This is a genomic window from Bacteroidota bacterium (genome assembly GCA_018831055.1).
Taxonomy (GTDB): domain Bacteria; phylum Bacteroidota; class Bacteroidia; order Bacteroidales; family B18-G4; genus M55B132.
The window spans coordinates 1-15,882 of the sequence record JAHJRE010000196.1; the positions used below are offsets into that span (position 1 = coordinate 1).

A 15,882-nucleotide genomic window follows, 5' to 3' on the forward strand; every position below is an offset into this window, starting at 1 on the left:
ACTGAGCTAAGGAGGAATCTTTTCTTTTATTTTTTCTCCTTTCGACCCTCTGATTAATCCCGACTTGTCGGGACTCAACCAACTGAGCTAAGGAGGAATAAGCTTCACATAATTGAAAAGCGTCGCAAAATTAATTAAACTTTTTAATTCTGCAACACTTTTCGCCCAATTTATTAACCCCTAATCCTGAATCATGTTTAACACATGTACTATGAAAAAGACCCTGATTACCGGCCCTCATCTGCTTTACCGGTGCGTTTATTATTCGTTATATCTAGTTATTTATGTATACTTTACGGGTTAACACTTCGCCCTGATGGTAGATCCTGATGAAATACAAACCTTTATCCATTCCGGATACATCCACATCCATCAATTCTGCTCCGCATTGGGTATTACTGTATACACGGCTTCCCAGAAGGTTGATCAGTTCAAGGGAGCTGCGATGGACGAATTCTGATGGTATCTGAACCTGCAGACGCTGACCGGTGGTGGAAACCTTTACATCAAACGGCTTGCTTATCTGGTTACGCTCATCGTTAAAACGGAAATCACTTTGTTCACCTACATAAATGTAATCCAGGGCAAGATCGCTCTGCGGGCCGCTACCACTCGTTCCCGAAAAACGGAAGACAACCTTTTTTTCTGCAAACCTACGGAGGTCCAGACTGGCTACATACCATGTGTTACCTTTATTTCCACTGAAATAACAGATCCTTTCCTTCCAGGTGTTGCCTCCGTCAATACTTACCAATACCTCAAACATACCCATATCACGACCGTTCATATTATACGCAAATGCCAGTACAGGTTCCGATAACCCTTCAATGCTAAACTCAGGGCTGGTTAAGGATGCTTTTTTTGAAGGATAATTCTGAAACGATTTGATATATACGTAACAATCTCCTTCATAAGCTGTTAAGGGACCCGTGTCATCGGTCGGTGTCATCCCAATATTCAGCGACCAGTCAAAATCGTCGTTTTCATCCTGTATCCACTTCCCATAAACATATTCAAAACTTTCCACATACGGGAAATAGGAAATAGTATGGTCATTACCCTGTCCGAGGCTAAACCGCGGGATAAGGATAATGACCGGCAGCATGATCAACAACAATAACTTTTTGATTAGTGTATAGAGTTTCGTCATAGTCGTTGGTTTTTATCCTGAAATACGACTGCAAGATATTGATTAAAAACGCTGAAATCAATTAGATAATGATTGATTTTTGTTTGTGTGATAAACCGAGAAGCACACGGGAAACTACGTAGGCAGGAACAGGGTTTTTCAGGATATACCGGATGGCAGAGATGATATTTTCCTGGTAACTATTTCATTTTCAAAAATGAAACTTCCGTCTCGGTAAGAAAACGCCATTTGCCCCGGGGCAGGTCCTTTTTAGTCAGACCGGCATACACCACCCTGTCGAGGTTAACCACGGTATAACCGAGCGACTCAAATATCCTCCTTACAATGCGGTTTCTTCCTGAATGAAGCTGCAGTCCAATATCCTTTTTACTTCCGCTAACCTGGTCATAGGCAATCCCATCCACTTTGATGAAACCATCTTCCAGTTCCAATCCCTCTGCAATAGCCAGCATATCTTTTTTAGTAAGGTTCTTATCGAGAGTAACGTGGTACAGTTTCATCACCCGGTGACTGGGATGTGTTAGCTTCTTAGCCAGGTCGCCATCATTGGTAAGTAGGAGCAGCCCTGTGGTATTACGGTCAAGCCTGCCGACGGGGTAGATCCTTTCTTTACAAGCTGAGCTTACTATCTGCATCACCGTTTTTCTCTCATAGGGATCATCGGTAGTGGTTATAAAACCTTTGGGTTTATTCAGAAGCACATAGCGCATGATCTCCCTGCTCAGGGTTTGGTCACCATATTGAACCTTATCGGAGGGAGAAACCTTTGTCCCCACCTGTGTTACAACCACTCCGTTAACTTTAATGACCCCGGCTTCGATCAGGGTGTCGGCTTCTCTGCGTGAACAAATACCGGCATCGGCAATGAATTTGTTGAGACGTATAAGACCATCATCCGTTCCCTTCAGATAGGATGATTTGCTTATGCGTTTTTTCCTAATAACCGGACTCTTCTTCCATTCTGATGGTTTATCTTCTTCACGGCTCTTTTTAGACAAAAATTTGCCCGTTTGAGGTTTGCCAAATTTCTTTTCAAACCCTGTTTTTCCTTCAGGATGTTCGTCGCGCTTTTTTTTAAATGGTTTGTCGTCAGGTTTACGAAGAACCTTACGGCGGGCTTTTTCTTCCGGGGAACCGGTCCCGGCAGCACTTTTCTTGCCGGAGGCACTCTTCCTCCCTGCCATGGGCTTCCGTTTACCCGGATTTTCCCTTTTACCCTTTTCCTGCATTATGTATGATTTTGGTCTGCAAAAGTACAAAACAATGCAATCGTTTGTCAAAGTGTAGGATAGAATGCGTCAGGGATATGGTTGATCCTGGTATTTTCTTCCCCGGTCAGGATGGCGATGATATCAAAACGCACCTCTTCCTGAAGGTTTTTTCTTAAGACATAGGCATTGGCTGCCCTTACCAGGAGGCGTTGTTTCCTCCGGTCGACAAAAGCCTCAGGCTCACCGGCCCAGTTGCTGGTGCGGGTTTTTACTTCCACGATGACAATTGTATCACCGTCACGGGCAACAATATCGATTTCATTCTTCCCCAGTTGCCAGTTTTGTTCCAGGATACGGTAACCTTTCTTTTGCAGGAATTCGAGGGCCATATCCTCGCCCTTTTTTCCCGTTTCGTTATGTTCAGCCATGGTTCAGGGTTTATATCGCAGGGACATTTGCCTCCCGGAAACTACTTCCGCTTCCCTGCCTAATATTAGTACCCTGTTTTCGAAAATATGCCCTGCCGGGACAGAAAAAAATACGGGATAATTAAAATTTTTAACGGCATCCAGGATGATCTCCTCTGCTGTCATACCGTAAGGCGTTTCATTGTCGCGCATATCGCTCATCCCGCCGATCATCAGTCCTGCAAGATTATCCAGCATACCTGATCGTTTCAGGCCCAGCATCATCCTGTCGATATGGTAAAGATATTCATCCACATCTTCCAGGAACAGAATTTTTCCTGCCGTATTGATTTGCGAAGCGGAGCCAATAAGGCTGTAAAGGATGGAAAGGTTGCCACCTGTGATCAAACCCTGGCATGAACCCGGACGGTTCAGGGGATGTGGAGGGAAGAAAAAGCTGCAATCCTCACCGCATAATGCCTTTCTGAGGGATTCAAACCCCTCTCTGGAATATTCATCCTGAAGGTTCACCGGCATGGGAGCATGCATGGTTTGTACTCCGAAATTTCTGTGAATGTGGGAATGCAAAACGGTAACATCGCTGAATCCGGCAATCCATTTCGGGTTATTACTAAAACCCGTGAAATCAATCTTATCGATGATCCTTACTGTCCCATAACCACCCCTGGCACAAACAACAGCCCGGATGGCAGGATCGTCAAGCGCCTGTTGAAGATCATATGCTCTTTCCTCATCGCTTCCTGCAAACTGATGCTGAACGGAATACAAATGCCGCCCGGTAACAACGCGGAAACCCCATTCCCGGAAAAGCCCGATAGCTTTATCAATGTATGTTTTCTCCGCTTTCCTGGCCGTGGATACAATGCTTACGGTGTCTCCCGGTTTTAAGAATGGTGGTATGATCATCCGGATTTTTTTACCAAATTTAATTTAAATAATTTATACAGATGACATCTCCATCACGGGAGATGACATCTGAAAAAACCTATGGATTCAATTCACTTCTCCGGGGCAGCACAATAAAAAATTCTGTACCGGTCTGACCATTCTCCGGCTCATTATTTGACGTAACGTCAATTTTGCCTTTATGCATCTTAACAATCCCGTAAACCAACGGCAGACCAAGGCCGGTACCTTTACCGACTCCTTTTGTTGTAAAGAAAGGAGTGAATATTTTGTCCATGTTCTCTTTGGAGATGCCGGTTCCCGTATCACGTATACTTATAAAAACTTCATCTTTTGAACCTTCCAGTCTGATGGTTATTGTTCCCCCGTCGGGCATGGCTTCAACCGCGTTTTTTTCCAGGTTGGTAAGTACCTGCATGAACTGTTCCCGGTCAATATCTGCCATCGGGTTTTCAATACTTTTGATGAACTCAATTTTTATATTGTCAGGGTGAATAATGGAGGCAATACTCCTTCCTGTAAATTCCGTCATATCTGTACTGACCGGATTAAGTTGATTTTTACGCGCAAAATTAAGCAACCCGCTTACTATATTTTTGCAGCGTGCAGCCTGTTCTACAATCAGGTTCAGGTCTTCACGCATAGGATCTTCTTTAGGTGTTTCTTCCATCAGGATGTTGCTGTACATGGAAATAACCCCCAACGGATTATTGAGCTCATGAGCAATGCCGGCAGATAGTTGCCCCATGTGCGCGAGTTTTTCGCTTTGTTTCAGCGCCTGTCGGGCATTGGCAAGGTTTTCATTGCTTATGTTCAGGTCTTCAATAAGTTTATGCAGCTTTTCAATATTGTACGGCAGGCACATCTCCACTTCAGCAAAACCGTTGGCAATAGCGATAGCGTGATCTTCACATGTATCATAACCGCAGGCTCCACAGTTGAGATGGTCCTGTGGTTCAAATTTACCCATGGATTCCAGGATTTGCCGGATCATTTCACGGCTCGGTGCCGGGAAGCGCCTGTCTTCAGGTAGAAATACCTGGCTGAGGTCCAGATCGGAGAATTCTTCCATGTCTTTATGCCATTGCTCTTTGTCCAGGGTGCTCAGCTTTTCACGCGTATAGGTCGTAATGCGGCTGCGGCGTGCATAGCGTTTTCCTCCTTTTGATGTACCGGGCCCCATAATACATCCCTCACAGCAAAGCAGTTCAAGGTTATGGTCGCGTATCAGGCCGTTTTCAAATTCTTTAACAGCATCACGAAAATGTACGCGCCCTTCTGCCACGATTATCCCTCCGTCTGAAATATCCTCCTTAATCTCACTGGCCTGCAGCAATCCCCGGCTTACCGGGAAAACAGCGCCTTTACCCGCTTTTGGCGGATCGAAATCGCTTGGGTCTGCATTGGCCGGTGTGATCCTATATTCGCCGAATAGTTGCCTTAATTCTGTGAATGTCAAGGCAACATCAACTTCGTGGCTTTCTGCTTTCTTTGCTATGCAAGGACCGATAAACACGATTTTTAGATCGTTGCCATATTTTTTCTTCATCACGCGGGACATTGCTACCATCGGCGAAGCTACGGGAGTGAGTGCCCCAACCAGTTGCGGATGGTAATGCTTGATATAAAAAACTATGGCCGGGCAGTCACTCGATATTTCCCCTCTTTGGTTTTTTCTGGCAAAATGCCGCTTGTTATATTCACGGGCGACAAGGTCGGCTCCGAAACTGACCTCGCTTACATAGTCAAACCCAAGCGAACGTGTCATGCCTACAAAAACACGATAATCATCAATTTCGCTAAACTCGGCAGGAAAGCTCGGGGCGATAATAGCCGCCACTTTGTCGTCTGAATTAAGCAATTCTATTACATAGTCTTTTGTATCCAGGAAATACTTGGCATTTTGGCTGCATACCTTAACACAATTGCCACACCCTATACAACGCTCATTAATTACCATTGCCTGACCGTTGACTATGCGAATGGCTTTAACCGGACATTCCCGGATACACGTATAGCAAACCCTGCACTTGTCTTGTTGAGTAAATACCAGTTGGTTAATATAAATGTTTTTGGTCATATATGATCTCTTATTCAAATATCAGATAGTTAATGTCTTGTTTATTATTTTATGAGTATCGGGAAACATTAACACAAAGTTACAGGCGAAAACTCATCACTCATCACCCATCACCCACACCCACACACCCTGCAGCCTGTAACCTGCAGCCTGCAACCATAGAGCAGGTAACTTGATATTAATCATTCCCGATACTCATTTTTTATTTTAGTAATGCAGATTAACCGTTTTTTGAACTTTTTATTAATCCTTCGCAAGCCCCCCCTTCGCAGTCTCCTTATAGATAGATGGCAAGTCATGGCCCGTTTCTTTCATAGCCCTTACCACTTTATCGAAAGGTACCACATGATGTCCGTCGGTCATCCTGGCGTATACGGCGGCATCCAGTGCCCGTGATGCAGCCTGGGCATTCCTTTCTATACAAGGTATTTGCACCAGTCCTTTGATGGGATCACAGGTAAGTCCCAGGAAGTGCTCCAACCCTATAGAAGCCGCATATTCAACATGCCGTATGCTGCCTCCCAGAAGCTGTGCGGCCGCGGCAGCAGCCATGGAACAGGCGCTTCCTACTTCTCCCTGGCATCCAACCTCAGCACCGGATATGCTTGCGTTGGTTTTTATAAGGTTCCCAATGAGACCGGCAGTCGCAAGTGCCCGCAATATCCTTATTTCAGATATGGTGGCTTCGGTTTTGAATAGATATAACACAGCCGGTATTACACCGCACGACCCGCATGTAGGGGCCGTAACAACCTTTCCTCCCGCCGCGTTTTCTTCCGATACGGCCAGCGCATATGCAAAGGTCAGTGGACGCCGGTTAACTATCCCCTGAAATGTCCTGGCCATTGCATAAAAAGACCCTGCCCGCCGCGAAACGCGCAACCCTCCCTGTAATAATCCCTCTGTTTCTATGCCACGGGAAATGGCTTCCTGCATGGCTTCCCAGACTTCCCCCAGGTATTCCCAGAGACCCGGCCCCTCACGCTCCTCCACGAATTCCCAGAATGAATACCCCTTGTTATGGCAGATGGAAAGGATATCTTTCATGGTACTTAACTCATAGATGTTATTTTTTGGCTCCCGTTTTCCATTATCACTGATATCCCCTCCACCGATGCTGTAAGTGGTCCATTCATCCAAAACCGATCCCGCTGCATCGAAAGACTGAAATATAATCCCATTGGGGTGATGGGGCAAATTCTCCGTCTCCTTCCATGTGAATTCCACAGGATATGGCGACAGGGATTCTATGATCGCTTTATCCGTCAGGTGTCCTTTACCGGTGGCCGCCAGACTGCCGTAAAGAGTGACATGATATTTCACGGCTAAAGGATTCCTTTCTTTGAATCTCAGTGCCGCTTTCGCCGGGCCCATCGTATGGCTGCTCGATGGGCCTTTGCCTATCTTGTATATCTCTTGAATAGATTCCATTTCATTTTTCAGGATAACTGAACCGCAAAATTATAAATTACTGCATCAATACCGGAAACCATCTATGTTTTGTTTTAGCCCAACGAAGTTTAGTTTTATAAATAAATACATAATCATATTAATTATATTTTGAATTATATTAGATGTTTTGTAATTTTAAGCGGAAAATTTGCTGATGAACCTGGAAGCTTAAAAATTCAGATAATTATCCTATTTTACCCAAATAAATTTGTGTAAATAAAACCTTAAACCCACAAAATATGAAAAAAAATGTATTTTTCTTCATGATCATCATCTTTCTGATGGTGTCATGTTATCCGGATGGCCCGGAATCGTACGACGATATGGATGTCGTATACACGAATTATGACGATGAATTTAATTTTGCCAGCCAGGGAACCTATGTCATCCCCGACAAAATTGTTAAGATAACCGGTACTCTCGACCAGGGCGAAGATCCTGAGTTCGTAAAGGAACCTTACAACACACAGATGCTTGACAGGATTGAAAGCAACCTTGCAGCACTGGGCTGGACAAAAGTTGATGACCCTGAAACCGCCGATCTGGCTTTGTTCCCGGCTGTCTGGATTAATACAAACGTTTATTATTACTATGATTACTGGTGCTGGTACTATTATTACTATTGCGGTTGGGGATACTATTACCCTGCTGTTACATCCTACACTACCGGTACTTTTGTTATGGCCTTCGTTGCAGCCGGAGAAGAATATGTTGACCCCTATACCGTGTGGGTAGGTATTGCCAATGGCGTGTTATCCGGCGCTTATGATTACGGACGCATTAGCAAGTCTATAGACCAGGCGTTCAAACAATCGCCCTACCTGAAAATCAAATAATCCAAAACTTTAAAACCAAAATAAGATGAAAAGAATATTTGCCTTTATCATATTCGGTTCCCTGTTTTTTGTACCAGGAGTATTTGCTCAACAGGGTGGGCATTTGTCGGTACAATACGATATTAGCTTTGGAATGGGTGATCTGGGTGATTACATTTCCAAAGCAAGTTTTCGCGGTATTTCTGTTCAGTACCGCTATGCTGCTACAGAAAACATCCTTGTGGGCGTAGATGCCGCCTGGTATGTCTTTTATGAAAAAAGAGACTATGACACTTATACCGTTGGAACCCAGTCAATATCCGGTATCCAGTACAGAACTCAGAATGAAATGCCAATCCTGGTTGCTGTAGATTATCTCATTTTTACCGACAAGGTTGTTAATCCATACATAGGGTTCGGTATTGGTACCTTATATACCGAACGGGCAACAGATATGGGTATTTGGAGGATTGTACAAGACCCTTGGCACTTCGCCATTAAACCCGAAGCCGGTATCCTTGCCGAAATATCAGGAAATACATCTGCCAAAATAGCCGTGAAATATTATAACGGTTTTAAGTCAGGCGACCTGGATAGCCAGGGTTTCATGGCTGTGAGCCTGGGTTTTGCATTCGGGTTCTAGGAGATCTTTCCGCTTTGTGCTTCCCGGTGCGTGCTCAGGTAATAGCTACCCCGGTCCGCTGCCATCAGAGTGCAGGCATTTTTCAGGTGAACCGGATCAGAGATGATTGAAACGGTAGAAATCTGACGGGGAATCTTGAAGATTACTTAGTCAAAACATAATACCGGCTGTGATCGTTCCGGCTATCAGGTTATTCTTTGTGTTTTTCATTTTGTAATTGTTTTTAAGTGTTACATTTGTTCTACACACAAAGAGTAGCACAGAAAATTTATTTCATGGCATTATTCAAACTTTCCGATGAGGAACTGGAGCGGGATGTTGTCCAGGATACCATCCTGGCAGCTAAAGAAGAGGTTCAACTGAGTATGCACAAATCGATGTGTAAAGCATGCACTCAATACGAGAAGCAAAGCTTTATCCTGGATCATGCCCTTGAAAAAAGTGCCCGGCCTGAAAAAGTAAGCCTTGATCTGGATGCCTTCAGGAATGAGATAATCAGAAGAATGGGGGAGATGAAATAATGAAACCTAGAATTTCAGTAATTGATTATGAGGAATCACGCGATCGCCTGAGAGAGATCTATGATGAAATCATTGAAAAGCGGGGGAAACTGGCAGAGGTTCATAAAATCCAAAGCCTCCATCCGGAAAGCATAATTGCACATATGGATCTCTATTTGGAGATAATGTATTCCCGCTCTGAGCTTTCAAGGATTGAAAGGGAAATGATGGGAGTATTGATTTCTGCGATAAACGGATGCGATTATTGCCGTCTTCACCACAGCCAGGCTCTGCTTCATTACTGGAAAAATGAAGAAAAAATCAGGTCTCTGACCGGTGATTATCAACAAGCCGGACTTACAAACAGAGAGGAGATGCTTTGCCGATATGCGCAGTCACTAACCCTCGAACCGGGTGCATTCAGTTATGGAGCATCTCTCGATTTCCTGAAAGAGGTATCTCTCAGCGATAGTGCTATTCTCGATGCCACTCTTGTTATCGCCTATTTTAATTTTGTGAACCGGATCGTGCTTGCCCTCGGTATTGAGGCTTCCGGACCGGAAATCACCGGATATAAATATTGATTCCATTGGGTTTATTAAGGAGGATCATTTCAATCCCTTTGATGATCACTATGGTCGTAGCAATGATTACGGTTCACAATGGGAATGGGTTCAGAGAATAAATACCTCTGTTTATTTATTTACAGGCCGGATTTGCAACCCCAGCTCTTTGAGTTGATCCTGGCTGATCTCAGACGGTGAATCGATCATCATATCCCTTCCGGCGTTGTTTTTCGGGAAGGCGATGAAATCACGGATGGATTCCTGTCCTGCGAAAACAGCCGTCCAGCGGTCGAAACCATAGGCTATGCCTCCATGCGGGGGCGCACCGTATTCAAAGGCATTCATCAGGAAGCCAAATTGCGACTGGGCCTCTTCATCACTGAATCCCAGGATGCTGAACATTCTCTTCTGCAAATCCCTGTTATGGATACGAATGGAACCGCCCCCGATCTCTACTCCGTTGATGACCATATCGTAGGCATTGGCCCTTACTTTTCCGGGATCGGAATCAAGCAAGGCAATATCTTCAGGCTTGGGCGAGGTAAAGGGATGGTGCATGGCATAATACCGCCGGGTCTCTTCATCCCACTCAAGCAAGGGGAAATCAACCACCCAAAGAGGTTTAAAGTCCTCAGGATCACGAAGTCCGAGACGCTTGCCCATCTCCAGACGAAGCACATTGAGGGAGCTGCGCGTTGCATGCGCAGCCCCGGCCAGGATCAGCATGAGATCCCCGGGCTTTGCTCCGAAAGCTTCCGCCCATCTCTGTAAAGCATTGCTGTCAAAGAATTTATCTACTGACGATTTGAAGCTGCCATCTTCATTATATTTCACATAAACCAGTCCTTTGGCGCCTACCTGTGGCCTTTTCACAAACTCAGTCAGCTCGTCAAGCTGCTTCCTGGTGTATTCTCCGCATCCTTCCGCGTTGATGCCAACCACGAGCTCTGCGTCATCGAAGACCTGGAACCCCGATCCTTGCACCAACCCGTTCAATTCGACGAACTTCATGCCAAAACGGATATCCGGCTTATCGGAACCATAGGTTTTCATGGCTTCATCATAACTCATCCTGGGAAAGTCTTCCATATCCATCCCCTTGATGACCTTGAAAAGATGCTTAGCCAGCCCTTCAAAAGTGTTTAAAATGTCTTCCTGGGTGACAAAGGCCATCTCGCAGTCGATCTGTGTGAATTCCGGCTGGCGGTCGGCACGCAGATCTTCGTCGCGGAAACACTTTACGATCTGGTAATATCGGTCGTATCCTGCTACCATCAGCAACTGCTTGAAGGTCTGTGGCGATTGTGGCAAAGCATAAAACTGCCCCTGGTTCATGCGGGAAGGTACCACAAAGTCGCGGGCGCCCTCAGGGGTGGATTTGATGAGGTATGGAGTCTCTATCTCGATGAAATTCACAGAATCCAGGTATTTACGGGTCTCTATTGACATTCGGTGGCGTAACTCCAGGTTCCTGCGTACGGGATTCCTCCTCAGGTCGAGATAACGGTATTTCATGCGCAGCTCCTCTCCACCGTCGGTCTCGTCTTCAATGGTGAAAGGCGGGAGCTTGGATGTGTTGAGAACAGTCAATTTCTTAACAATGATCTCAATATCTCCGGTCGGCATCTTCGGATTCTTGTTGCTTCTCTCCTCCACAATGCCTGCAACCTGGATCACATACTCGCGTCCAAGCTTCCGCCCTTCTTCGCAAAGAGAGGCATCGCTTTCCATGTTGAAGGCCAGTTGCGTGATGCCATAACGGTCGCGCAGATCGATGAAGGTCATCCCGCCAAGGTCACGCGATCGCTGCATCCAGCCGCTGAGAATTACGTTCTTCCCCTTGTCCGACAAGCGGAGTTCTCCGCAGGTATGTGTTCTTAGCATGATGTTGAGATTAAAATTTCTGCGAAAATAGTAAAAGTTAAGAGGTTTACACCCCATCAGGCATGCCCGGAATGATATTTTTCATTGCTGAATTTATTGCATTTCATTACCTGGGTTATACTTTTTCATTTTTTTCTGAAAAAAACTTTTAAATCCAGACTGGTTATATTCAGCTCCTTGGAATAAATGTTTTCTCTGGTTCCAAAGGTTGTGATCATGGTTAGAAAAATACTTTTCCTGCTTTTTGTCTGCCTGTTGAATACTTCCATCTTATTCCTGAGTTCCCCGGCATATTTCTGATCAATGATGAATGCGCTTTCATGGAATTTCATCTCGCACAGGTTGATGGCACCGTCCTTCCTGTCGATAAGCAGGTCAATCTGTGCCCCCTTCAGGCCCAGTTCACGGTTGCCGGCAAAACGCCATGGATTAACAGCGGTTTCTACCGCCGCGATACCCAGGGCGCTCTTAATTTCCCGGATGTGTTTCAGACAAACATTCTCAAAAGCAAATCCTTCCCATGCTTTTCTTTTCGGACTGTTTAACAGGGAAATCCAGTAACCTTCTCCCGGGGACCTGTTCCCCAGGGGCCTGACCCAGTGCAGATGAAAAAGTGTAAATTCATCTACCAAGCGGTATATGGCATCATTGGACTTTTTCGCGAAAGGTATCCTGGATTCGATGAACCCTGATTCTTCCAACTCCTCCAGGATCTTGCTCGCTGTTCCACCCGAGGATATACCTGCTTCTTTGAGAAGTATGTTTCTAGTTAGTCCAGAGGCTCTTTTTGCCAGCACTTTCACTACTTTCAGGTGATAATCGCTCTGGTCGAATAACGACCGGTAAAGCTGATCGTATTCATGCCTGAGCTGACCATTTTCGGAAAATATAACCTCATCGATGATCTGTGTGGGAGTCAGATTCTTCCTGACCTGTGCAAGGTAATAGGGAATGCCGCCAAATGCCATGTATAACTGAGTGATCATGTAATCTGTAAGGTTCTTTATCCCTTGTTTAACCAGGAAATCCTTGGTTTCATTTAAGTTAAAAGGCAGCAACCTGATCTGTCGTGTGAGCCTGTTGTGTAGTCCGCCCCTGGCTCTGACAATATTTTGTACCATCCACGAAGCCGCTGAACCGCATACTATCAGTACCAGATCTTTTTTCTTCGACCCATAAGAGTTCCAGAAATGCTCCAATGACTGAAGGAATTTAGACCGGGGCGTGTTCATCCAGGGAAGCTCATCCAGGAAAACTACACGTTTTTTATTTCTTTTCTTTGGAGGGAAGGACTCAAGATAAGTCTCCAGCATTTGAAAAGCAGCTTTCCACGACACCGGTGTTTTGGGCTGAACACCCAAAGCGATGGACCGCCCCATGGCTTCCGCAAAATTCTCTAACTGATCGGAAAGAGAAGCGTTGTGTAAACCGGTAAGCTCAAATTCTATATCCGAATTGAAAAACTCTCTGATCAAATAGGTCTTTCCCACACGTCTTCTTCCATAAACTCCTATGAATTCAGGATTGGGAGAATCCATAGCATGCTTGAAGACCTCCATTTCATGATTCCTGCCAATGATTTCGCTGACCATTTTCTTTTGTTTTGGCTGAATATAAAATTTTATATTCAGCCAAAGTTAACAAATAATTTTCAAATTGGCCAGATATAAATTTTTATATTCAGCCAAAATTAGAAAAATTTCATGATTTTGGCTGAATATATATATATATATATATCTAAAGTCTCGTATTGTTAAAATAATTGCTTAAAATGTCAGGACAATTTTCATAATGCTCACTATTAGTATGTGAGTTATTCCTGCATGAGTTTTTGATATGATATCAGACAAATACAATGCTTCCCCCATCGAAAAGCGGTCCATCATATAGTTCAACAATTTCATAACCGTTTTTTATCAGGAAACTCCTGGTTTCCTGTCCCTGCTTCAGATATTTCAGTGAACCTGCAAGATAGATTTTATCATCCAGGATGCCGCAACAACCACCGAAAAACCCGTTTTTAAACCCAGGAAGAACAATTCCTGCAGGATCAATATAAAGCACTTCTTTATGGAATCGTTGCAACACTTTCGCAATGGCTTCATCAGAGGTGATGTACCTGTCTTTTCCAACAGAGACTAAATTGCACCTTGCATAACCCTGGTTGACATGGATCAGGTCGGCATCTTCACCCAGGCGGGTGATAGCGGGGTCTGTGTACCGGAAGTTATGGATAAGGGTATTGCCGGCGTATACTGCATTGTATCCCGCTGTGGCGGGATATTTTTCACCCACGGGAAACTCGCCTTTGATATAATGAATGGAGTTTTTTTCCAGGATTTCCAGGAATGCTTGCGGCAGGTTGGGGGCAAGCACCAAGTCCTGGCCAAGCTTGCAGAAAAAAATGTCGGGATGGCCTGAAATGGCTTCATAGCAAATGTTACTGGTCTCCAGTTCCAGCAATGCCCCGGTTTCCTTAAGTTTTTCTTTGGCTTCCTGGGGGATCTTCTTATCAATGATAATCAACATGGTAACTCCTTCCGCTTAAACCGGGATCTTTTAAAAATGTGACATATTTGAAAGTTTTCAGCAGTCTTTTTTTGTTTTTTGCATCGTAGCCTATGGCATAATTGAATTGGGATGGAGAGACTGAAATGGAGACCTTTTCAGAACGACCCAGGCTGATGTTTTTCAGGTGTTCTCCCCAGATATCTGTCAGTACCAGCTCGCGGAAGGAAGGGTGAAAAGGTCCGGCCACAAGGTCTTCTCCTCCGGCTATGCCCTCCGAGGGGTGCAGCCCCATGCGGATGATCCGTATTCCTGCATTTTCAAATATCAAAAACAGCTCTTTTGACCAGGAAACGGCCTCATCCAGAGCCTGAGGCCGGTATGCACCTTCGAGGTACATCGTTTCAAGATAGGTTCCCCTGATGACCAACGCCGGGTATATCCTTACATCAACCGCACCCAGGTCGGCAAAGGCTTTAGCCGTATTTTTCGATTTCACCAGGGTATCTCCCGGCAATCCTGTCATCATCTGCAAGCCAAGCCTGAATCCATGTTTTCTGATCATTCCCGATGCTTTGGCGGTATCTTCCGCCGTATGTCCTCTTCCGGAAAGCTGCAGTACCTCATCATCCATGGATTGGGCACCGAGTTCAACGGTTTCTACATGATATCTTTTCAGGATGTCGAGGATGTTTCTGTCGATATAATCGGGCCGGGTCGATAAACGGATGGCGTCAATCTGCCCATCCTTAAAATAGGGCTGGATCAACGCCAGATAATGCAGCATGTCTTCCTTTGGTAATCCCGTGAAATTACCCCCGAAAAATCCAAGTTCCACCCGCCGGTTCTTTTTCCTGAAAGTATTCAGATGTGATTCGATTTCGGCAATGATCTCCTCATCCTCAGGTTTTTGCACCTTTCCGGAGATCTTATACTGATCGCAATAAATACAGCGGAAAGGACAACCCAATTCAGGAATAAAAACCGGTATGGTGTAGTGTTTTATCATTTAATCTGTGAAAATCTGAGTAATCTGTGGTAAAACACAAAATTACAATTTCCTACCTTTACAACATGATTAGCATCCGAAAAGCCAGCATCAACGATTACGCCACCCTCATTGATCTATGGACGGCCTCCGGCCTGCCATACAAACCTGAGGGCAGGGACAGCCGTGAAGCAATGGAGAAAGAATTTCAGCGTGGCATCTCCACCTATCTGATCGCTGAAGATCAGCAAAAACCCATTGGCACCGTCCTCATCACCCACGACGGCCGCAAAGGCTGGATCAACCGCCTGGCCATCATCCCAGGATACAGAAAACGTGGCATAGCCCGCCAACTGATCACCGAAGCCGAAAAGATCCTGGATGAACAAGGCATCGGAATCTATGCCTGCCTGATCGAAGGCTATAACCAAACCTCACTGGAGGTATTCCAAAAGCTTGGATATGTTGATTTTGAAGGAATACATTATTTGACAAAGAGGAAGTTTCCGGGGATTTGACCAGTAAGGGGGATGCCATCCTACGGGATGGAGTCCCTTTTACATTGCAAGTAAACTCCTGTCTTTTTATTTTATCCACCTACATGGGATACTATTCGTTCAATTCTGCCGTAAAATGACAGCAGATTCAACGTATTTTTATGCAGGAAGCAAAGGATGTATTTCAAATGATTTGCTCTACCATAAAGGCTTGCGGATGAAAGAGAGATTGTTGATTCTGTATTCTGTATTCT

Annotated in this window: 15 protein-coding genes; 5 read left to right on the forward strand and 10 right to left on the reverse strand. The window is 45.0% G+C overall.

The window, feature by feature from the left end:
• Nucleotides 1-274: 274 nt before the first annotated feature.
• The 6 genes from KKA81_12870 to KKA81_12895 all read right to left on the reverse strand — a co-directional run bounded on the left by KKA81_12870 (nt 275) and on the right by KKA81_12895 (nt 7,206).
• Nucleotides 275-1,150, reverse strand: coding sequence for a T9SS type A sorting domain-containing protein (locus KKA81_12870; GenBank protein MBU2651821.1), 876 nt, complete (start codon nt 1,148-1,150; stop codon nt 275-277).
• A gap of 179 nt (nt 1,151-1,329) precedes the next feature.
• A complete protein-coding gene (locus KKA81_12875) occupies nt 1,330-2,379 on the reverse strand; it encodes an rRNA pseudouridine synthase (protein ID MBU2651822.1) in 1,050 nt (349 codons plus the stop codon).
• A gap of 47 nt (nt 2,380-2,426) precedes the next feature.
• Nucleotides 2,427-2,789 (reverse strand): YraN family protein, encoded by a 363-nt coding sequence (locus tag KKA81_12880; GenBank protein MBU2651823.1) that lies wholly within the window; start codon nt 2,787-2,789, stop codon nt 2,427-2,429.
• 3 nt (nt 2,790-2,792) lie between these two features.
• Nucleotides 2,793-3,695 carry an LD-carboxypeptidase gene (locus KKA81_12885; GenBank protein MBU2651824.1) on the reverse strand — a complete coding sequence of 301 codons (903 nt, stop codon included), beginning with the start codon at nt 3,693-3,695 and terminating at the stop codon, nt 2,793-2,795.
• 79 nt (nt 3,696-3,774) lie between these two features.
• Nucleotides 3,775-5,775 (reverse strand): 4Fe-4S binding protein, encoded by a 2,001-nt coding sequence (locus tag KKA81_12890; GenBank protein ID MBU2651825.1) that lies wholly within the window; start codon nt 5,773-5,775, stop codon nt 3,775-3,777.
• 243 nt (nt 5,776-6,018) lie between these two features.
• Nucleotides 6,019-7,206, reverse strand: coding sequence for an L-serine ammonia-lyase (locus tag KKA81_12895; protein MBU2651826.1), 1,188 nt, complete (start codon nt 7,204-7,206; stop codon nt 6,019-6,021).
• Nucleotides 7,207-7,466: 260 nt separating this feature from the next.
• On the opposite strand from KKA81_12895, the gene KKA81_12900 reads away from it, so the two are divergent.
• The 4 genes from KKA81_12900 (at nt 7,467) to KKA81_12915 (ending at nt 9,769) form a co-directional block, all read left to right on the forward strand.
• On the forward strand, nt 7,467-8,063 hold the full coding sequence (locus tag KKA81_12900) for a DUF4136 domain-containing protein (protein ID MBU2651827.1): 597 nt from the start codon (nt 7,467-7,469) through the stop codon (nt 8,061-8,063).
• A gap of 25 nt (nt 8,064-8,088) precedes the next feature.
• Nucleotides 8,089-8,685 carry an OmpW family protein gene (locus tag KKA81_12905; GenBank protein MBU2651828.1) on the forward strand — a complete coding sequence of 199 codons (597 nt, stop codon included), beginning with the start codon at nt 8,089-8,091 and terminating at the stop codon, nt 8,683-8,685.
• A 275-nt stretch (nt 8,686-8,960) separates the two neighbouring features.
• A complete protein-coding gene (locus KKA81_12910) occupies nt 8,961-9,206 on the forward strand; it encodes a hypothetical protein (protein ID MBU2651829.1) in 246 nt (81 codons plus the stop codon).
• On the forward strand, nt 9,206-9,769 hold the full coding sequence (locus KKA81_12915) for a peroxidase-related enzyme (GenBank protein MBU2651830.1): 564 nt from the start codon (nt 9,206-9,208) through the stop codon (nt 9,767-9,769). Before KKA81_12910 ends, KKA81_12915 begins: the two co-directional genes overlap by 1 nt.
• 111 nt (nt 9,770-9,880) lie before the next feature.
• Here the strand turns inward: KKA81_12915 and aspS are convergent, their stop codons facing one another.
• The 4 genes from aspS to KKA81_12935 all read right to left on the reverse strand — a co-directional run bounded on the left by aspS (nt 9,881) and on the right by KKA81_12935 (nt 15,152).
• Nucleotides 9,881-11,635: an aspartate--tRNA ligase gene (gene aspS / locus KKA81_12920; protein MBU2651831.1), complete on the reverse strand. Its 1,755-nt coding sequence runs from the start codon at nt 11,633-11,635 to the stop codon at nt 9,881-9,883.
• 125 nt (nt 11,636-11,760) lie between these two features.
• Nucleotides 11,761-13,227, reverse strand: coding sequence for an AAA family ATPase (locus KKA81_12925; GenBank protein ID MBU2651832.1), 1,467 nt, complete (start codon nt 13,225-13,227; stop codon nt 11,761-11,763).
• A gap of 250 nt (nt 13,228-13,477) precedes the next feature.
• A complete protein-coding gene (locus tag KKA81_12930) occupies nt 13,478-14,164 on the reverse strand; it encodes a hypothetical protein (protein MBU2651833.1) in 687 nt (228 codons plus the stop codon).
• Nucleotides 14,148-15,152 (reverse strand): radical SAM protein, encoded by a 1,005-nt coding sequence (locus KKA81_12935; GenBank protein MBU2651834.1) that lies wholly within the window; start codon nt 15,150-15,152, stop codon nt 14,148-14,150. Before KKA81_12935 ends, KKA81_12930 begins: the two co-directional genes overlap by 17 nt.
• Before the next feature lie 65 nt (nt 15,153-15,217).
• Between KKA81_12935 and KKA81_12940 the strand changes: the two genes are divergently transcribed.
• Nucleotides 15,218-15,649, forward strand: coding sequence for a GNAT family N-acetyltransferase (locus tag KKA81_12940; protein MBU2651835.1), 432 nt, complete (start codon nt 15,218-15,220; stop codon nt 15,647-15,649).
• Nucleotides 15,650-15,882: the final 233 nt, after the last annotated feature.